This is a genomic window from Pseudomonas sp. JL23 (assembly GCF_056933585.1).
This window is the reverse complement of the sequence record NZ_CM167795.1, coordinates 1-19,305: the sequence shown is the minus strand read 5'-3', so window position 1 is coordinate 19,305 and position 19,305 is coordinate 1. Positions and strand designations below refer to the sequence as shown.

13 protein-coding genes are annotated in these 19,305 nt (G+C 56.4%); 5 read left to right on the top strand and 8 right to left on the bottom strand.

Going from position 1 to position 19,305, the window contains the following annotated elements; genetic code table 11:
• Nucleotides 1–50 precede the first annotated feature (50 nt).
• From glyQ to AC1Z24_RS00050, 4 genes are read left to right on the top strand one after another with little or no spacing between them, the layout of a single operon-like run.
• Nucleotides 51–998 (top strand): glycine--tRNA ligase subunit alpha, encoded by a 948-nt coding sequence (glyQ, locus tag AC1Z24_RS00065; RefSeq protein WP_259101041.1) that lies wholly within the window; start codon nucleotides 51–53, stop codon nucleotides 996–998.
• The gene (glyS, locus tag AC1Z24_RS00060) at nucleotides 995–3,049 is read left to right on the top strand and encodes a glycine--tRNA ligase subunit beta (RefSeq protein ID WP_483744095.1); all 2,055 of its coding nucleotides are present in this window, start codon (nucleotides 995–997) and stop codon (nucleotides 3,047–3,049) included. Before glyQ ends, glyS begins: the two co-directional genes overlap by 4 nt.
• 14 nt (nucleotides 3,050–3,063) lie before the next feature.
• Entirely contained in the window at nucleotides 3,064–3,615 is a 552-nt protein-coding gene (gmhB, locus tag AC1Z24_RS00055; protein WP_483744094.1) for a D-glycero-beta-D-manno-heptose 1,7-bisphosphate 7-phosphatase, read from the top strand.
• A 55-nt stretch (nucleotides 3,616–3,670) separates the two neighbouring features.
• Nucleotides 3,671–4,441: a lysophospholipid acyltransferase family protein gene (locus AC1Z24_RS00050; protein WP_483744093.1), complete on the top strand. Its 771-nt coding sequence runs from the start codon at nucleotides 3,671–3,673 to the stop codon at nucleotides 4,439–4,441.
• 170 nt (nucleotides 4,442–4,611) lie between these two features.
• On the opposite strand, the gene AC1Z24_RS00045 is transcribed toward AC1Z24_RS00050, so the two are convergent.
• From AC1Z24_RS00045 to AC1Z24_RS00030, 4 genes are read right to left on the bottom strand one after another with little or no spacing between them, the layout of a single operon-like run.
• Nucleotides 4,612–7,248, bottom strand: a complete 2,637-nt coding sequence (locus AC1Z24_RS00045) for an MGH1-like glycoside hydrolase domain-containing protein (RefSeq protein ID WP_483744092.1) — start codon at nucleotides 7,246–7,248, stop codon at nucleotides 4,612–4,614.
• Nucleotides 7,249–7,295: 47 nt separating this feature from the next.
• Complete coding sequence (locus AC1Z24_RS00040) at nucleotides 7,296–8,711, bottom strand: ATP-binding protein (RefSeq protein ID WP_483744091.1); 1,416 nt, start codon at nucleotides 8,709–8,711, stop codon at nucleotides 7,296–7,298.
• Nucleotides 8,696–10,516, bottom strand: a complete 1,821-nt coding sequence (locus tag AC1Z24_RS00035) for a DAHL domain-containing protein (RefSeq protein WP_483744090.1) — start codon at nucleotides 10,514–10,516, stop codon at nucleotides 8,696–8,698. The genes AC1Z24_RS00040 and AC1Z24_RS00035 overlap by 16 nt, the downstream gene beginning before the upstream one ends.
• Nucleotides 10,513–11,487, bottom strand: a complete 975-nt coding sequence (locus AC1Z24_RS00030; RefSeq protein WP_483744089.1) for a cytochrome-c peroxidase — start codon at nucleotides 11,485–11,487, stop codon at nucleotides 10,513–10,515. Before AC1Z24_RS00030 ends, AC1Z24_RS00035 begins: the two co-directional genes overlap by 4 nt.
• Before the next feature lie 192 nt (nucleotides 11,488–11,679).
• On the opposite strand from AC1Z24_RS00030, the gene nosR reads away from it, so the two are divergent.
• A complete protein-coding gene (gene nosR / locus AC1Z24_RS00025; RefSeq protein WP_483744088.1) occupies nucleotides 11,680–13,044 on the top strand; it encodes a response regulator c-di-GMP phosphodiesterase, NosR family in 1,365 nt (454 codons plus the stop codon).
• 64 nt (nucleotides 13,045–13,108) lie between these two features.
• On the opposite strand, the gene gyrB is transcribed toward nosR, so the two are convergent.
• The 4 genes from gyrB to dnaA are packed head-to-tail and all read right to left on the bottom strand — an operon-like array spanning nucleotide 13,109 to nucleotide 19,305.
• Entirely contained in the window at nucleotides 13,109–15,526 is a 2,418-nt protein-coding gene (gene gyrB / locus AC1Z24_RS00020; RefSeq protein WP_483744087.1) for a DNA topoisomerase (ATP-hydrolyzing) subunit B, read from the bottom strand.
• A gap of 4 nt (nucleotides 15,527–15,530) precedes the next feature.
• Nucleotides 15,531–16,634, bottom strand: coding sequence for a DNA replication/repair protein RecF (gene recF / locus AC1Z24_RS00015; RefSeq protein ID WP_483744086.1), 1,104 nt, complete (start codon nucleotides 16,632–16,634; stop codon nucleotides 15,531–15,533).
• Between the two features lie 10 nt (nucleotides 16,635–16,644).
• Nucleotides 16,645–17,748, bottom strand: a complete 1,104-nt coding sequence (gene dnaN / locus AC1Z24_RS00010) for a DNA polymerase III subunit beta (RefSeq protein ID WP_483744085.1) — start codon at nucleotides 17,746–17,748, stop codon at nucleotides 16,645–16,647.
• Between the two features lie 42 nt (nucleotides 17,749–17,790).
• Complete coding sequence (gene dnaA, locus AC1Z24_RS00005; RefSeq protein WP_483744084.1) at nucleotides 17,791–19,305, bottom strand: chromosomal replication initiator protein DnaA; 1,515 nt, start codon at nucleotides 19,303–19,305, stop codon at nucleotides 17,791–17,793.

The following is a 19,305-nucleotide window of genomic DNA, read 5'->3' as shown; positions in this document are numbered from 1 at the left end:
CGGGTATACTCCCGCTCTTTAAATCGCAGCCCAAGAAACAGGTGAATTTCGTGAGCCAGCCTACGCCAGCCGTGCGTACCTTCCAAGACTTGATCCTCGCCCTCCAGCAATACTGGGCCGAACAAGGTTGCGTGGTACTTCAGCCCTACGATATGGAAGTAGGCGCCGGCACTTTCCACACTGCCACGTTTCTGCGCGCCGTCGGCCCGGAAACCTGGAACGCCGCTTACGTACAGCCCAGTCGCCGCCCGACTGACGGCCGCTACGGCGAAAACCCGAACCGTTTGCAGCACTACTATCAGTTCCAGGTCATCCTGAAACCGAACCCGGAGAACTTCCAGGAACTGTACCTGGGTTCGCTCAAGCGCATCGGTCTGGACCCGCTGGTTCACGACGTACGCTTCGTCGAAGACAACTGGGAGTCGCCGACCCTGGGCGCCTGGGGTCTGGGCTGGGAAATCTGGCTCAACGGCATGGAAGTCTCGCAGTTCACCTACTTCCAGCAAGTGGGCGGCCTGGAGTGCTATCCGGTTACCGGCGAAATCACCTACGGCCTCGAGCGCCTGGCGATGTACCAGCAGGGCGTGGACTCGGTCTACGACCTGGTCTGGGCTGACGGTCCGTTCGGCAAAGTGACCTACGGCGATGTGTTCCACCAGAACGAAGTGGAGCAGTCGACCTACAACTTCGAACACGCCAACGTCGAGAAGCTGTTCGAATTTTTCGACTTCTATGAAAGCGAAGCCGCACGCCTGATCGAACTCGAGTTGCCATTGCCGGGCTACGAAATGGTCCTCAAGGCCTCGCACACTTTTAACCTGCTGGATGCCCGCCGCGCGATCTCGGTGACTGCCCGTCAGCAGTACATCCTGCGCGTACGTACGCTGGCCCGTTCGGTGGCTCAGGCTTACCTGCAGGCCCGGGCCAAGCTCGGCTTCCCGATGGCTCCACCTGATTTACGCGATGAAGTGTTGGCTAAGCTGGAGGCTGCGCAATGAGTGCTCAAGATTTCCTGGTTGAATTGGGCACCGAAGAACTGCCACCGAAAACCCTCAGCAGCCTGGCCGATGCGTTCCTCGCCGGTATCGAGAAAGGCCTGCAGAGCGCCGGCCTGACTTACAGCGCCAAGCAGGTCTATGCCGCGCCGCGCCGTCTGGCGGTCCTGATCACCGATCTGGCTACGCAACAGCCGGACCGCAGCGTCAATCTGGACGGCCCGCCGCGTCAGGCTGCTTTCGATGCCGAAGGCAATCCGACCCAGGCTGCCCTGGGCTTTGCCAAGAAGTGCGGCGTCGATCTGAACGAAATCGATCAGAGCGGCCCAAAGCTGCGCTACACCCAGAGCATCGCGGGCAAGCCAACCGCCAGCCTGCTGCCGACCATCGTCGAAGATTCGCTGAACGACCTGCCAATCGCCAAGCGCATGCGCTGGGCCGCGCGCAAGGAAGAGTTCGTGCGTCCGACCCAATGGCTGGTGATGCTGCTCGGTGACCGGGTGATCGATTGTACGATCCTGGCCCAGACCGCTGGCCGCGACTCCCGTGGTCACCGCTTCCACCATCCGGACGATGTACGCATCTCTTCGCCGGCCGGTTACCTCAACGACCTGCGTAACGCGTACGTGCTGGCCGACTTCAACGAGCGCCGCCAGCTGATCAGCAAACGCGTCGAAGAACTGGCGACCCAACACGAAGGCACCGCCATCGTGCCGCCGGAGTTGCTCGACGAAGTAACCGGTCTGGTCGAATGGCCAGTGCCGCTGGTGTGCTCGTTCGAGGAGCGTTTCCTCGACGTACCGCAGGAAGCCCTGATCACCACCATGCAGGACAACCAGAAGTATTTCTGCCTGCTGGATGCCGAAGGCAAGCTGCTGCCGCGCTTCATCACCGTAGCCAACATCGAAAGCAAGGACCCGAGCCAGATCGTTCTGGGCAACGAGAAAGTCGTTCGTCCACGCCTGACCGACGCCGAGTTCTTCTTCAAGCAGGACAAGAAGCAGAAGCTGGAAACCTTCAACGAGCGCCTGAAGAATGTCGTATTCCAGGCTCAGTTGGGCAGCGTCTACGACAAAGCCGAGCGGGTTTCCAGACTGGCGGCCTACATTGCCCCACGCATCGGTGGCGACGCTCAGCGCGCAGCCCGTGCCGGCCTGCTGTGCAAATGCGACCTGGCGACCGAAATGGTCGGTGAATTCCCGGAAATGCAGGGTATCGCCGGTTTCTACTACGCCAAGGCTGACGGCGAGGCGGAAGATGTCGCCCTGGCCCTCAACGAGCAGTACATGCCTCGCGGTGCCGGTGCAGAATTGCCGACTACCTTGACAGGTGCTGCCGTCGCTATCGCCGACAAGCTCGATACCCTCGCCGGTATCTTCGGTATCGGCATGCTGCCCACCGGTAGCAAGGACCCGTACGCCCTGCGTCGTGCGGCACTGGGTATCCTGCGCATCCTGATCGACAAGCAGCTGGATCTGGACCTGATCCAGGCAGTGAACTTCGCGGTCACCCAGTTCGGTGCCAAGGTCAAGGCCGCCGGCCTGGCCGACCAGGTGCTGGAATTCATCTTCGACCGCCTGCGTGCACGTTACGAAGACGAAGGCGTGGAAGTGGCGGTGTACCTGTCGGTTCGCGCCTTGAAGCCGGGCTCTGCGCTCGATTTCGACCAGCGTGTCCAGGCTGTTCAGGGCTTCCGCAAACTGCCGCAGGCCGCTGCATTGGCTTCGGTGAACAAACGCGTCTCGAACCTGCTGAGCAAAGCGGAGGGCAATATTGCTCAGACCGTGGAGCCCAAGTACTTCGACAATGCCAACGAGTTCTCCCTGTACTCGGCGATTCAGCAAGCGGATCAGGCCGTGCAGCCAATGGCCGCAGCCCGTCAGTACAACGAATCGCTGGCACGCCTGGCCGCTCTGCGCGAGCCGGTGGATGCGTTCTTCGAAGCGGTGATGGTCAACGCGCAAGACCCTGCGGTACGGGCCAACCGTTATGCCTTGCTGGCACGTCTGCGCGGCCTGTTCCTGGGCGTGGCTGACATTTCCCTGCTGGGCTGAGCGGAGCACGACGCGTGAAGTTGCTGATACTCGACCGGGACGGAGTCATCAATGAAGACTCCGACGCTTACATCAAGTCGGTGCAGGAGTGGATTCCCATTCCCGGCTCGGTCGAAGCCATCGCGCAATTGAGCAAAGCCGGCTGGACGGTGGCGGTTGCTACCAACCAGTCCGGCATTGCCCGAGGTTATTACGATCTGGCGACCCTCAATGCCATGCACGCGCGTTTGCGCGAGCTGGTGGCGGAGCAGGGTGGCGAGGTCGGCTTGATTGTTTACTGCCCCCACGGCCCGGACGAAGGCTGCGCTTGTCGCAAACCCAAACCCGGCATGTTGCAGACCATTGCCGCGCATTATGCGGTGGATCTGGCGGGTATCTGGTTTGTCGGCGACAGCAAGGGTGACTTGCAGGCCGCCGTGGCCGTCGATTCACAACCTGTTTTGGTATTGACCGGCAAAGGTCGCAGGACCGAAGCGGGTGAATTGCCGCAAGGCACGCTGGTTTTTGACGATCTGGCGGCAGTAGCCGCAGAACTTATCCACAACGGCGTATCGTACAACCGCTAGTCGACGGTACCGGTACGCTTCAATGGCGGGCAATGCCCGTATGGTAAAAGCCGCTATGTCGATCGTGCAGGCAATCAGAATCTTCTTCTTTTACCTGCTGTTGGGCACCAGCTCATTGCTGTGGTGCTCGCTGAGTTTCTTTGTCGCCCCGTTCCTGCCGTTCCATAAGCGCTATCGCTTCATCAATGTCTATTGGTGCCGCTGCGCGTTGTGGCTGACGCGGGTGTTCCTGAATATCCAGGTAAATGTAAAAGGCGCAGAAAACGTTCCCGAAACGCCCTGCGTGATTGTTTCCAATCACCAGAGCACCTGGGAAACGTTTTTCCTGTCCGCCTATTTCGATCCCCTGAGCCAGGTGCTCAAGCGCGAGTTGCTGTATGTGCCGTTCTTCGGCTGGGCCATGGCCATGTTGCGGCCTATCGCAATTGATCGGGGCAATCCCAAAGCGGCGCTGAAAGTCGTGGCGAAGAAGGGCGACGAACTGCTCAAGGATCGCGTCTGGGTGCTGATCTTCCCGGAAGGCACCCGAGTGCCTTACGGCCAGGTTGGAAAATTCTCACGCAGCGGCGCGGCATTGGCCGTCAACGCCGAGCTGCCGGTACTGCCAATTGCTCATAACGCGGGTAAATACTGGCCGAAAGAAGGCTGGCAGAAAAAGCCCGGCACTATCGAGGTGGTGATCGGTGAACCGATGTTCGCCGAAGGCACTGGCCCGCGCGCCATTGCTGCACTCAATGATCGCGTTCAAGCGTGGAATGAGGACACTCAGCGCGCCATGGGCTCACCCGTTGCACCACTGTCGACCAACGAGAAAACGGCTGTCTGATTTTTGTGGATAACCTGTGCACGCTTTTGAAAAACTGACTGATAAATAGCGCTAAGTACTTAATTTCGTTATTTATTTCTTAAGCTCATTAAAGACCCAAAAACGTGCATAAGTTTTTGCAGTGATAAAAAAACCGACTTCTAGAGGTCGGTTTTTTATTGCCCGAAATTCTATCTGCCCGGTTGTAGCAGCAGGGCCACCAACGCGCTCCATCCAGTCTGATGCGAAGCCCCGAGACCGCGGCCATTCTCACCGTGAAAGTACTCGTGAAACAGCAGCAGGTCGCGACTGGCCGGATCAGCCTGCAATTGGGGGTAACCTGCCATCGACGGACGATTGCCGCTGTCATCACGCAGGAACAGACGCACCAGACGGTCGCTAAGGCCCTGTGCCACCTCTCCCAGCGACGCCAGATAACCAGAGCCAGTCGGATACTCCACAGAGAAGTTTTCGTCGTAGTAGCGGTGAAACTCGCGTAGAGATTCGATCAGCATGTAATTGATCGGCATCCATAACGGCCCGCGCCAATTCGAGTTGCCACCGAACAAACGTGAATCAGATTCGGCGGGCTCATAGTCGGCACACAGGGTGTCGCCATTCATGCGCATCTTGAACGGCGTCTCAGCGAAAGACTTGGACATGGAACGAATGCCGTAGGCTGACAGAAACTCCTGCTCATCGAGCATGCGCTTGATCAGGTCCTTGGTGCGTTGCCCTCTGAGCAGCGCCAGCAGCAAACGGTTGCCCTTGCCTGGTTCAGTCCAGCGCGATACCAGTTCCGCCAGATCCGGTCGGTGGTGCAGAAAGCCCAGCAAGCGTTCACGCAGTCCGGGAAGGCCTTCGTGCTCACGCTGCTCCAGTACCTGCACGGCAAACAGCGGCATCAGGCCGACAATCGAGCGCAGGCGCACCGGCTGGCGCTCGCCACCGGGGCAGCGCAGCATGTCGTAGAAGAAGCCATCCTGTTCATCCCACAAACCTTCGCCGGTGTCGTCCACCAGGTTGATGGCTCCGGCGATATAGAGGAAGTGCTCGAAAAACTTCACCGACATGTCCACATACACCGCATTGCGCTTGGCCAGTTCCAAAGCGATGCGCATCAGGTCCAGAGCGTAGGCAGCCACCCACGCCGTGCCGTCGGCCTGATCGAGTTGATAACCCGCAGGCAATGGGGCAGAGCGGTCGAATACACCGATATTGTCGAGCCCGAGAAAGCCACCCTGAAACAGGTTACGGCCGTCGGCGTCCTTGCGATTGACCCACCAGGAAAAATTCAGCAGTAGCTTATGGAAAATCCGCTCAAGAAATTCGGCATCACCCGTGCCCGTCTGCGCCTGCTCCATCTTGTAGACGCGCCATGACGCCCAGGCATGAACGGGCGGGTTAGCGTCGTCGAAGCGCCATTCGTAAGCGGGCAGCTGGCCGTTGGGGTGCATGAAGCGATCCTGTACCAGGGCCAGCAGTTGTTGCTTGGCAAAGCCGGGATCGATCAACGCAAAAGCGACAGCTTGAAAGGCTTGGTCCCACGAGGCGTACCACGGGTACTCCCACTTGTCCGGCATCGAAAGAATGTCGAAATTCACCAGGTGCCGCCACTGCTTGTTCCGTACCTCGACCCGCTCGGGTGGCGGTGCAGCCTGAGTCGGATCACCCTTTAGCCACAGGTTCACATCGTAATAGTAGAGCTGCTTGGACCACAGCAATCCGGCCAAGGCCTGGCGTTGTACGTTGCGTGCGTCGGCGCTTTCCATTGCGCTCTGCAAGGTGCCGTAAAACTCGTCGGCTTCGCTGCGACGCTTCTGGAACAATGCCTTGGCATTGACCTTGGGCGCGTCCAACGGGGAAAAGCGCAGATAGATCACTTCACTGGCACGCCCCTCCAGTTTCAGACTGAAATGCGCGGCGGCACGTGTGCCTCGATCACTGCGAATAGCCTGAACGTTGCCCGCAACCAGATAGTCGTTGATGCCGTCCTTGAACGGCCCCACCGCTGGTTTGCCTGTCAGCCGGGGCCAATTGGTGTCGTTATTACAGAACAACCAATCGGGGGTTTCGCGGCCCCAGGCAATCAACTGCCGTGACGGTTGATGCTGTCGGTGAGCGAGTACCCGAACGTCATCCCGTTCAAGAAGAGGGCAGGGTGCATCTTCGCTCCAACTCCAGGTATTGCGCGCCCAAAGCTGGGGCAACACATGCAGGTGGGCCGCCAGCTCGGAACGGTTCTCCACGGTCACCCGCATGAAGATATCGTCGGCCTCGTGCTTGGCGTATTCGACGGTGATATCGAAGTAGTGGTTATCGTTGAATACTCCGGTGTCGAGAATCTCATACTCCGGATCGGCCAAGCCACGCCGCGCGTTCTCCTCGACCAGATCGGTATAAGGAAATGCCGCATGGGGATACTTGTAGAGCATGCGCATATAGGCGTGGCTCGGTACGCCGTCGAGGTGAAAATACAGCTCCTTGACGTCTTCACCGTGATTGCCTTCCGCGTTGTTCAAGCCAAACAAACGCTCTTTGAGAATAGCGTCGCGACCATTCCACACTCCCAGCCCAAGGCACCAATGCTGCGCCTTGTCCGAGAACCCGGCCAATCCGTCCTCGCCCCAGCGATAGGCCCGGCTACGCGCATGGTCATGGGGAAAGTAACTCCAGGCATCACCATCGGCACTGTAGTCCTCACGCACCGTACCCCACTGCCGATCACTCAGATAAGGCCCCCACTCACGCCATCGCTCGGCATCATCGCCTTGCAGACGCTGACCTTCAACGGTGTGCAAAAGACTCGGCTTGGACTCGTCGGGCATAGGGGTTCCGGATGGCGAGAGAAATGTTGGCCCCTCACACCATCCGTTCAAGACTGGGCAGGGATTACCTGTTGTCGAATAGGGAGTTCAACGCGAAAGGTCGTGCCGACACCCAGTTCACTACTGACCGAGATCTTGCCCCCATGCTTCTGCACAATGCCGTACGACAGCGATAAGCCGAGGCCGGTTCCTTTGCCCACCGGCTTGGTCGTGAAAAACGGGTCAAAGATTTTCTGCTGTACTTCGGGGCTCATACCGGAGCCATTGTCCGCTACTTCCAGCCAGATATGTTCACCCTCAGTACCTCCTCGCAGGATGATAGTGCCGCGTTCCGGCCCCATGGCTTGCACGGCATTTACCACCAGGTTCATCACCACCTGATTGATCTGCGAAGGCAGGCATTCGATCTGCGGCAGCGTCGCGTAATCCTTGATGACATCAGCCTTGTACTTGATCTCGTTGGCAACAATGTTCAACGTCGATTCGATTTCCTGAGGAATATTGCTCCACTGCCATTCTTGGCTAGTGTCGACTCGTGAGAAATTCTTCAGGTCTTTGACGATTTTGCCTACCCGGCTGATGCCGTCCTTTGTCTCCTTGATCAGCGTCGGAATATCCTCTCTGAGGAAATCCAGTTCGATCTGTTGCTTCAGCGCCTGCAGTTGCTGGCGGGACTCATCCGAACCAACACTGCTTTCGATGCTCTCGTAGGCATCAAGCATTTCGCTGATCTTGGCGAAATAGCCTTCGAGGGCGCCGAGGTTTGAGGAAATGAAACCAATGGGATTATTGATCTCGTGAGCAACGCCAGCGGCCAACTGCCCGAGCGAGGCCAGTTTCTCGGATTGAATGAGCTGACTTTCGAGTTGCTTGCGCTCATCCATCTCTCGTTGCAGCGCTTCACTGGCCAGCCTGAACTCCTGGGTTCGTTGTTCGACCCGCTCTTCAAGGCTGTGCATCTGCAGATTGGCCCGCTCAGTCATTTCCCACTTATGGACCAGAGTATTGGCCAGCTGCTGGACCTCGACATTGTCAAAAGGCTTTTTCAGGATCAATAAACGATCATGCCCCTGAAGGCGATCCAGCACCTCCTCCCAAGAGTAATCCGTGTAAGCCGAACAAATGACCACTTGCAGACTGGGATCAACTTTCCACAGCTGCTCAATGGTTTCCAGCCCATCCCAACCCTGCGGCATGCGCATGTCAATGAAGGCCAAGGCATAAGGTCGTTTACCGGCCAAGGCTTGTTTGACCAACGCTAGCCCCTCGGCCCCCGTGTACGCCGAGTCCAGTTCAAAGGGTTGCTGTCGGTTTGTCTTCACCTGCTCACCAAAGAGCATTGCCTCCATTTCATCCAGCTCTGCGACGCCATCGTCCGCAGGCATCAGAATCTTGCGAAAGTCTTGATGAATCATCGGTGTGTCGTCGACAAGCAAAATGCGTCGATTCAAGAATGCAGGCATGCTACCTCCGTTACGATTTTCAGCGGCAGCTCAAGGGTGAACACCGCTCCTGTACCCTGGCCATCACTGTGTACGGTCAGCCGACCTTTCATTTCTACAGCAGCCAGGGCGCAACTGTGCAAGCCAAAGCCATGGCCATCCTTGCGAGTAGTGAAGCCATGGGTAAATAACCGGGCCATGTTTTCCGGCGCAATACCCTCGCCATCATCCTTCACGCTGATATGCAGCGTTTCATCCTCGATGACACGCACCTGCAAAGTCAGTTGCCGCGAATGACCTGGCAGATCAGACATCGCTTGCTTGGCGTTACTGATGAGGTTGATCAGGATAAGCAGTATTCGGTGCTTGTCGCCCATCACTTGCGGCAGACGCTCATATTCACGCACCACCGTAACGTTATGGCGGGTGAGGGCGCCTGCGTTCATGCGCAAGGCATCCTCCAGAAGCTGCTCGATGTAGAGCGGCTCTTCCACCCTGGGCGCGCCGGCATAAGATTGCTGAGTGGAGACAATATCCTTGATGTGGTCGACGCTCGAAGTCAGCTGCACCAGTTCCTCTTGCATGCTCTGCTGTTCGACGGCGATTGCATCGGTCAACTGAGCGAGATATCCAGGCAGCAATTTTCCTTTCGCATCCTGGCTGATAAATGCCCCCAGATCATCTCGGTGCTCATTCATCAGCTGAACGACCTTGCCCAGGCCTGACGTCTTGCTGGCATGCAATTTTCGCGTCAACAGGTCGGCAGATATGTTTACGCTATTGAGCACATTTCCGACGTTGTGCAGAACGTTGGTGGCGATCTCTGCCATCCCGGCTTGCCTTGCGGAATCAAGCAACTCGCTCTGGGCTTCGCGCAGTTGCTGGGTGCGTCTTTCCACACGCTCTTCCAACTCTTCGTTGGCGGTCTGCAGGGCAACGTTCATTCGATTGATTTCGGCATAACTGCGCAGCAGACGACTGCCCGTGAAAATCAAAAGCACCACCATGAGCGCGGAAAAAATCATCAGGTACACATGGTATTTCTGATCAATCAGGTCAGCCGTGCGTTGGTCATTGTTCAGATGCAGGGTTATATCATCGAGGGTCGCCGCCACAGGAACAGAGGCGATCTTGTCGAGCAAGTCATTGACCACAGGCTGTTCGCGCAGAATAAGGCTTACATGACTGAGCAGAATATCGATCGGCACCTCGAACGACGCAGGCAGACGAGCCTTATCGATCAATAAGTTGTTCATGCCCAACTCGATGGAATGAGCAATATCGTCGTTAGTTACCTGGGAAAATTCGAGACTGCTCAGCAGCAGGTCATAGATGTTCGTCGAGATGTTCTGCAACTTGAGTTTGTCTGCGTCATCAAGATCATTCAAGGCGGCCTGGATGTCATCTTCTGCCGTCGGCAGGAAAGCCAGGGAGTTACGCAGTATCGCGTTGTGCGATTTGAACTGTTCCACCAGCCGCTGTTTTTCCTTGAGCGCGCGAGTAAATGCATCACGCCGCTCCTGGCGCTGTATCGGGTCTGCCACTTCTTTAAGCGCTACGTTTTGGAACTCCTGCCAGTGCTCAGTTATTTCCCCAAGCGGTCTGACGAGAGGGTCGTAGTCTCGCGTAATGGCGATACGCGCTTTAAGAATCTCGGTATTCCACTGCGCGTCCTGCTGCTTGACCTCACGGATAAGGTCTCGCGCAGCGGCGTAACCTTCCGTTTTCGTGGTGGAGGAGCGGACATACAAGGACACGACGGCCGACACCACCAGAAAGAGAACGAGCGGGACCACTCTATTGAGCAGGCTGCGAGTCAAACTCATTGTGCCTTGCTCCCTTGTTCACCGGATAACGTCTTGAGAAACAGGACGATCAGGCGCTTGTCTTCGAGAGTGGGAATTCGGCCCAGTTGATATCTGAACATTACGTCTACTGCCTGATCGAGTGTGTTGGCAGAACCGTCATGGAAGTAGGGTGCAGTAAGAGCGACATTGCGCAGGCTTGGCACCTTGAACACGTTGCGATCTTCCTCGGCCTTGGTGATCAAATAGCGCCCCAAGTCGCTCTCGGTCGGATTTCCCCGCGCCTTGAAGTAATCACCCATCACGCCGAACTTCTGGTACATGTTGCCGCCGATGTTCACACCCTGATGGCAGGCAATGCAGCCATAAGCCTTGAAGCGCTGATAGCCGTACTTTTCATCAAGCGTGAGGATATCGGTATCGCCTGCGAGGTATTGGTCAAAGCGCGAATTAGGCGTCAGTAGTGTTTTCTCATAACTGGCCAGGGCGTTCTGAATGTTTGTGATCGTCATGCCGTTAGGGTAAGCAGCCTTGAATGCCGATGCATAACTCTCATCCTGACCAAGTGTCGCGATTACGTTGTCCCAGGTGTTGCCCATTTCGAGATGACTGGTGACGACTTCCTTGACTTGGTCCTCTAGCGTGTCGGCCCGACCGTTCCAGAACTGCACGAAATTCAGACTGGCATTGAAGACGGTGGGCGTATTGACGGTGACAGGTTGACCATCGAAACCAATGGAAAACCTTTTGTCATCTGCTCCACCCGAATCCAGATGGTGGCAACTGGCACAGGAAAGGGTGTTGTTGACGGAGAGGCGAGGCTCATTGAAAAGGCGCTGTCCCAACGTGACCCGCTGGGGGTCCAGGGCAGGAATGGCTGGCAACGGTTTCAGCGGTTCGTTCAATGGCTCTGCCTGTAGCGCGCCAGTGACCGTGATCGGGAGAAGCAGCAGCGCTGCGCTGAGATTGAAGCCTGGAAGCAACCGACTCATACGAATTAACTTCCTGATAAATTCGACAGCTTGAGTTTCAAGATTCACAGCCAACTATCAGAGCTTAGCCCCCAGTCGAATTATTTGCGTGAAAATGGTGTCATTTCGCCCAGCTTCTCCCTGTAGCATCTAGTCTTGGGCAAACGATTCGCTATTCCTGATTTAGTTAATGGATTCAATTAGAGGTGCCTTATGGATGAACCCTCCGCGATTGCGGTTTATAAACCTCGCGTCCTGCTCGTTGATGACGAAGAACTCATTTTGAGTAGTCTGCGCCGCCTGTTGCGCAGCCAATCTTACGAGCTGTTTCTGGCAGAAAGTGGTGCCAGGGCGTTGGAGATCATGCAAGAGCACGCTATTGACCTGGTGATCAGTGATGCCCGCATGCCCAACATGGACGGCGCTACATTGCTGACGACCATCCGTGAACAATATCCCCAGACCTTTCGAATTTTGCTGACCGGCTATGCCGACCTGGACATGATCGTCAGGGCGATCAACGACGGGCAGATCTACCGTTACCTGAGCAAACCCTGGAATGATGAAGAGCTGTTGCTCACTGTGGCTCAGGCTCTGGCTCATCAACAATCGGAGCGTGAACGAAAGCGCCTTCTGGCTCTGACACACCAACAAAACGAGCAACTGCAGACGCTCAATGCCAACCTGGAAAAACGCGTTCAAGCGCGCACCGCAGAAATCGAACAAACAGCGGATATGCTTGATCTGGCGTACGAAGAGCTCAAACGTAGCTACGCCGTTACAGCAGAAGTTTTTTCCCGCATGGTCGAATCCCGCCTGCCCAAGGACAAGCAAACCAACCGGTCAATCATTGATCTAGTACGTGCGTATTGCAAAACCCACGTTCCGAACGAAGCAGACAGCCGGAATCTGGCGATGGCTGGCGCATTGCACAATATAGGCAAGTTAAGTTGGTCAGACGGCATGATGAGCGCACCGGCGGATCAACTGCACCACACCGATAGAGAACGTTATCGCGACTACCCGGTACAAAGCGAAACGCTATTGATGACCCTGGAACCGATGAAGGATGCCGTCAAGCTTATCCGACATCATCAAGAGCGCTGGGATGGCTCGGGCTTCCCCGATCGGTTGAAGGGTGATGCCATTCCTTATGGCTCGCGTGTGCTCAAACTGGCGGTGGACTTCATCGAGTTACAGAGCGGCCTGATTCTGGAGCGCAAGATGAACGTCGATGAGGCGCTGCTTTTTATCCGCAAATACGCAGGGCGTCTTTATGACCCCTCTATGGTCGAAGACTTCATAAAGGTCTGCGCGGAGCTTTTGAGCGATGTCACTCTAGGCGATCCCACGGTCAAGGCGATCACCAGTCGCGAGCTGGTGGCGGGCATGGTCCTGGCCCGTAACCTTAACGCTGATAACGGCATGCTGCTACTCAACGCTGGCAAAGTATTGAACGCGCCGTTGGTAGAAAAGCTCATCAGCTTCGAAGCCATGGAGGCAGCCAAGTACACCATCTTCATCAAGGTGCCGCCCGAAGAGGAGGAGGGGTTGGAGCCTGCTCCCGCACTGGGCTGATTGCAATGACGAAAAAAAACCAGCGCTCGTGAGCGCTGTTTTTTTTTGGGCCAAAGAGCCTGAATCAAAAATCCAGGTTCGATACCGCCAAGGCGTTGCTCTCAATGAAGTCGCGACGAGGCTCGACCGCATCACCCATCAGGGTGTTGAAGATCTGGTCTGCACCAATAGCGTCTTCGATAGTGACTTTCAGCATGCGGCGAACCGCCGGGTCCATAGTGGTTTCCCACAGCTGGTCAGGGTTCATTTCACCCAGACCTTTATAGCGCTGGATCGTATGGCGCTTGGTGCTTTCAGTCATCAGCCAGTTCAGTGCATCCTTGAACTCGGTGACTGGTTTCTTGCGCTCGCCACGCTGAACGTAGGCGCCTTCTTCCAGCAGAGTGCTGATCTGCAGACCCAAAGCCGTAACGGTCTTGTAGTCGTTACTGCCAAAGAAGTCACGGTTGAAGGTCACATAGTTGGACAGGCCGTGAGAGATCAGTTCTACCTCTGGCAGCCAGACGTTACGTTCACGATCTTCACGCAGGCTGGCTTTATAAACCAGACCAGACTTCTCGCCCACACGCAGACGGACGTCAAACTTGTCCAGCCACTCCTGCATGGCAGCATGATCGGACAGTTGCTCAAGGGTGACCGGAGGCAGATAGACGAAGTGCTCGGTCAGCTCCTGTGGATACAGACGCGACAGGCGCTTGAGGGTCTTCATCACCATGCGGAAATCGTTGACCAGCTTCTCGAGCGCAGCACCTGAGATACCCGGGGCCGATTCATTGAGATGCAGGCTGGCATCTTCCAGAGCCGAAGACGTCATGTATTCTTCCATGGCGTCGTCGTCTTTGATGTACTGCTCCTGCTTGCCCTTCTTGACCTTATACAGTGGCGGCTGGGCGATGTAGATGTAGCCACGCTCGATCAGCTCAGGCAACTGACGGAAGAAGAAGGTCAGCAACAACGTACGAATGTGCGAACCGTCGACGTCAGCATCGGTCATGATGATGATGTTGTGATAGCGCAGCTTGTCGATGTTGTACTCTTCGCGGCCGATGCCACAGCCCAGGGCGGTGATCAGAGTGCCGACTTCCTGGGACGAGATCATCTTGTCGAAACGAGCTTTTTCGACGTTGAGGATCTTGCCCTTGAGCGGCAGGATCGCCTGGGTTTTACGGTTGCGTCCCTGCTTGGCGGAGCCGCCAGCAGAGTCACCTTCCACGAGATACAGTTCGGACAGGGCGGGGTCTTTTTCCTGGCAGTCCGCCAGTTTGCCCGGCAAGCCGGCGATATCCAGCGCACCTTTGCGACGAGTCATTTCCCGAGCCTTGCGTGCAGCTTCACGAGCGCGTGCTGCGTCGATCATCTTGCCGACAACAGCCTTGGCTTCGTTCGGATTTTCCAGCAGGAAGTCGGAGAAGTACTTGCCCATTTCCTGCTCGACCGCAGTCTTCACTTCGGACGAAACCAGCTTGTCCTTGGTCTGGGAGCTGAACTTGGGATCCGGCACTTTTACCGAGATGATCGCGGTCAAACCTTCGCGTGCGTCGTCCCCCGTAGTCGCCACCTTATGCTTCTTCGCCAGGCCTTCCTGTTCGATATAAGTATTGAGGTTACGGGTCAGCGCCGAACGGAAGCCCACCAGGTGAGTACCACCGTCGCGCTGCGGAATGTTGTTGGTGAAGCAGAGCAGGTTCTCGTTGAAGCTGTCATTCCACTGCAGGGCAATCTCGACACCGACGCCATCGTCGCGCTGGACGTTGAAGTGGAACACTTGGTTGACCGGAGTCTTGTTGGTGTTCAGGTAGTCGACGAACGCACGCAGGCCGCCCTCGTATTTGAACAATTCTTCCTTGCCGCTGCGCTCGTCCTTGAGAACGATACCCACACCGGAGTTAAGGAAGGACAGTTCGCGAATGCGCTTGGCCAGGATGTCCCAGCTGAAGTGGATGTTCTTGAAGGTTTCAGCGGAAGGCTTGAAGTGGATCTCGGTGCCTGTGGTATCGCTCTCTCCGACGATTTTCATGGGTTCTTGTGGAACACCATGAACGTAGGTCTGCTCCCAGATCTTACCGCTGCGACGAACCGTGAGCAGCAGAAGTTCGGAGAGGGCGTTTACTACGGAGACACCCACACCGTGCAGGCCGCCGGAAACTTTATACGAGTTATCGTCGAATTTACCGCCGGCATGGAGCACGGTCATGATGACCTCTGCTGCCGAGATACCTTCTTCTTTATGCACGTCTACCGGAATACCGCGGCCGTTGTCGCGCACGGTAATCGACTCGTCCGGGTGGATGATGATGCTGATGTCGTCGCAATGGCCAGCCAAAGCTTCATCAATCGAGTTATCAACTACCTCGAACACCATATGGTGGAGACCGCTGCCATCGTCGGTGTCACCGATGTACATACCGGGACGCTTGCGTACGGCATCTAGCCCTTTCAACACCTTGATGCTGGAGGAGTCGTACGTTTGATTTTCGCTCATGCAATCACTCCCGATGATCGTGGGTCTGGGTGATACGGCCTTGTTCCACGTGGAACAAAGCGACTGGCGTTTCCGTTTGCCAGCCTTCCCTCAATAATTCGTGGTCTACACAGGTGATAAAAACCTGGCAGCGTAATTCTTCAAGCAAGCGACAAAGTGCACGACGGTGGTGCTCGTCGAGTTCTGACGGCAGATCGTCCACCAGATAGATGCATTGGCCACGGCGAGCTTGGCTGACCAAATGACCCTGGGCAATGCGCAGGGCGCAGACCACCAGCTTCTGTTGGCCGCGAGACAGAATATCTGCCGCATTGTGCGCACCCAGTCTAAGGCGCAGATCGGCGCGTTGGGGTCCGGCTTGGGTGTGGCCCATCTGCTGATCGCGAAGGAGGGATGAAGTGAGCACGGTGCTCAATTCCTTTTCCTTGTCCCAGCCTCGGTAATAGCTCAGGGTCAGACCTTCAAGCTCCACCAACTCGCTCAAAGTGTGTTCAAAGACAGGCTTCAGAGCCTTGATGTACGAGCGGCGAAATTCATCGATTTCGTCGCTGGCCAGACATAACTCCCGGTCCCATGCCGCTTGCGAAGCGACGTCAAGTGTACCACGCCGCAACCATGAGTTCCGCTGCCTCAGCGCCTTCTGCAAGCGCTGCCAGGTAGCCATGAACCGAGGTTCCACGTGGAACACTCCCCAATCGAGGAACTGTCGGCGGATCTTCGGCGCTCCTTCGAGAAGGCGAAAGCTGTCCGGGTTGATTAGCTGCAACGGCAATGTTTCGGCGAGCTGAGCGGCGCTTCGCGCATTCTGCCCATCGATACGAATCTGGAACTCTCCCTGCCTATCGCGAGAAATCCCGAGGTTGCTGTGGCTGCCCTCAGCAAGATCGACCTGACCAAACACCATGCAAGAAGGTTGTTCGTATTGGATCACCGGCAGCAAACGAGCGCTGCGAAACGAGCGCGCAAGGCCGAGCAGATGGATGGCCTCCAGCACGCTGGTTTTTCCGCTGCCGTTGGCGCCGTGAAGGATGTTGATACGGGGAGAGGGGGAGAAGGTCACCGGGTGCAGATTGCGCACCCCGGTGACCGAGATGCGGCTAAGAGACATCCAGGTTCCGTTACAGGCGCATTGGCATAACGACGTAAGCGGAGTCGTCGTTGTCCGATTCCTGCACCAGCGCACTGCTATTGGAGTCAGAAAGGATCAAACGAACCTGCTCGGTAGTCATCACGCCCAATACGTCGAGCAAATAGCTGACGTTGAAGCCAATCTCCAGGGAACCACCGTTGTAATCAACGCTGATTTCTTCTTCGGCTTCTTCCTGCTCGGGGTTATTGGCCTGAATCTTCAATTGGCCGTTAGCCAACTGCAGGCGAATACCGCGGTACTTTTCGTTCGACAGAATGGCGGTGCGGCTGAATGCCTCGCGCAAAGCCTGGCGATCGCCCAGTACCAACTTGTCACCGCCTTTAGGCAGCACGCGCTCGTAATCCGGGAACTTGCCGTCGACCAGCTTGGAGGTGAAGGTGAACTCACCAGTAGTCGCGCGAATATGGTTCTGTCCCAGTACGATGCTGACAATACCGTCCTGTTCAGTGAGCAGACGCGCCATTTCCAGAATGCCTTTACGCGGCACAATCACCTGATGACGGTCAGCGTGTTCGATATCAGCGGTCATGGAACACATGGCCAGACGGTGACCGTCAGTGGCCACAGCGCGCAATATACCGGAACTGACTTCCAGCAGCATGCCGTTAAGGTAGTAGCGAACGTCCTGCTGAGCCATCGCAAAACTGGTGCGCTCAATCAAACGACGCAACTTGCTTTGCACCAGATTGAACGTCAGCGAGCCCGGGCCTTCTTCGACTGTCGGGAAATCATTGGCTGGCAGAGTGGAAAGCGTGAAACGGCTGCGACCGGCCTTGACCACCAACTTGGCGTCGTCGACCTTGATATCGATCAGCGCGTCGTTGGGCAGGCTTTTGCAGATGTCCATCAGCTTGCGCGCAGGAACGGTAATTTCCCCTGGCTCTGCCGGTTCTTCCAATTGGACGCGGCCAACCAGTTCGACTTCAAGGTCAGTACCCGTCAATGACAGCTGCTGACCCTCTACAACCAGGAGCACGTTGGAGAGCACCGGCAAGGTCTGACGGCGTTCAACCACGCCGGCGACCAATTGCAGGGGTTTCAACAGGGCTTCGCGTTGAATGGTGAAATGCATGGTCTAGTCCCTTGCCTTAATAAGCTGCGCTAAAGTCATTACTCAGGTTGTCAGTGTACGCAGCAGGTTCTTGTAGTCCTCGCGAATATCCGCGTCGGATTCCTTCAATTCATTGATCTTTCGGCACGCATGCAGCACGGTCGTATGGTCACGACCACCAAACACATCACCAATCTCCGGCAGACTGTGGTTGGTGAGTTCCTTGGACAGCGCCATCGCCACCTGACGTGGCCGGGCTACAGATCTTGAGCGACGCTTGGACAACAGGTCGGAGATCTTGATCTTGTAGTACTCGGCCACCGTGCGCTGAATGTTATCCACACTGACCAGTTTGTCCTGCAGTGCCAACAAATCCTTCAGGGACTCGCGGATCAACTCGATGGTGATTTCACGGCCCATGAAGTGCGAGTGAGCGATGACACGCTTGAGCGCGCCTTCGAGCTCGCGAACGTTGGAACGAATTCGCTGGGCAATGAAGAACGCGGCGTCGTGGGGCAGATCGACCTTGGCCTGGTCTGCCTTTTTCATCAGGATCGCGACGCGAGTCTCAAGCTCTGGCGGCTCGACGGCTACGGTCAAACCCCAGCCGAAGCGCGATTTCAACCGCTCTTCCAGGCCTTCGATTTCCTTCGGGTAACGGTCACTCGTCAGGATGACCTGCTGACCACCTTCAAGCAATGCGTTGAAGGTGTGGAAAAACTCTTCCTGAGAGCGTTCCTTGCGAGCGAAGAATTGAATGTCATCGATCAGCAGCGCATCGACTGAACGATAAAAACGCTTGAATTCGTTGATCGCGTTCAACTGCAACGCCTTGACCATATCCGCTACGAAGCGCTCCGAATGCAGGTACACGACCTTGGCATTCGGATTCTTTTTCAGTAGGTGGTTACCCACAGCATGCATCAAGTGCGTCTTACCCAAGCCAACACCACCATAAAGGAAGAGCGGGTTGTATCCATGCTTGGGGTTATCAGCGACTTGCCAGGCCGCCGCACGGGCGAGCTGGTTGGATTTACCTTCGACAAAATTCTCAAAAGTAAAAGTACGGTTCAGATAGCTGGTGTGCTTGAGCGCGCCTTCAACCTGCACCGTGCGTTGTTCGGCACGCACTGGTGCCTGCTGCGAACTGGCGCCGGCCATGGGATCGAAGCTGTCGCGAGAAGGCTCATCATTGATCTCGGCAGCTCGCCCGGCGTCAGCCTGAGGCGAAGCCACTACAGCAACCGGCGCAACAACAGGGCTCGCCGCAGCCAGCGCCTGAGATGCTGCAGCAGCCAACGGAGCGTTGGGTGCGGCACGAGGAGCTGAACTGCGTTTGCTGCCTATTAATAAGGAAAGCGCAGGGGCCATGCCTTGGCCGTGTTCGCCAAGCAGTTCGAGCAGACGGCCAAGGTACTTCTCATTGACCCAATCGAGAACGAAACGATTCGGCGCATAGACACGCAACTCGTCGCCTTCGGCTTCGACCTGTAGCGGACGGATCCAGGTGTTGAATTGCTGGGCAGGCAGCTCATCGCGCAAAAGCTCCACGCACTGCTGCCAAAGTTCCACTGACAC

Bases quoted from the DNA above. Each gene is read 5' to 3' on its own strand.
- glyS (WP_483744095.1), top strand. From the start codon at position 995: ATGAGTGCTCAAGATTTCCTGGTTGAATTGGGCACCGAAGAACTGCCA.
- AC1Z24_RS00050 (WP_483744093.1), top strand. From the start codon at position 3,671: ATGTCGATCGTGCAGGCAATCAGAATCTTCTTCTTTTACCTGCTGTTG.
- AC1Z24_RS00045 (WP_483744092.1), bottom strand. From the start codon at position 7,248: ATGCCCGACGAGTCCAAGCCGAGTCTTTTGCACACCGTTGAAGGTCAG.
- AC1Z24_RS00040 (WP_483744091.1), bottom strand. From the start codon at position 8,711: ATGCCTGCATTCTTGAATCGACGCATTTTGCTTGTCGACGACACACCG.
- AC1Z24_RS00035 (WP_483744090.1), bottom strand. From the start codon at position 10,516: ATGAGTTTGACTCGCAGCCTGCTCAATAGAGTGGTCCCGCTCGTTCTC.
- AC1Z24_RS00030 (WP_483744089.1), bottom strand. From the start codon at position 11,487: ATGAGTCGGTTGCTTCCAGGCTTCAATCTCAGCGCAGCGCTGCTGCTT.
- nosR (WP_483744088.1), top strand. From the start codon at position 11,680: ATGGATGAACCCTCCGCGATTGCGGTTTATAAACCTCGCGTCCTGCTC.
- gyrB (WP_483744087.1), bottom strand. From the start codon at position 15,526: ATGAGCGAAAATCAAACGTACGACTCCTCCAGCATCAAGGTGTTGAAA.
- recF (WP_483744086.1), bottom strand. From the start codon at position 16,634: ATGTCTCTTAGCCGCATCTCGGTCACCGGGGTGCGCAATCTGCACCCG.
- dnaN (WP_483744085.1), bottom strand. From the start codon at position 17,748: ATGCATTTCACCATTCAACGCGAAGCCCTGTTGAAACCCCTGCAATTG.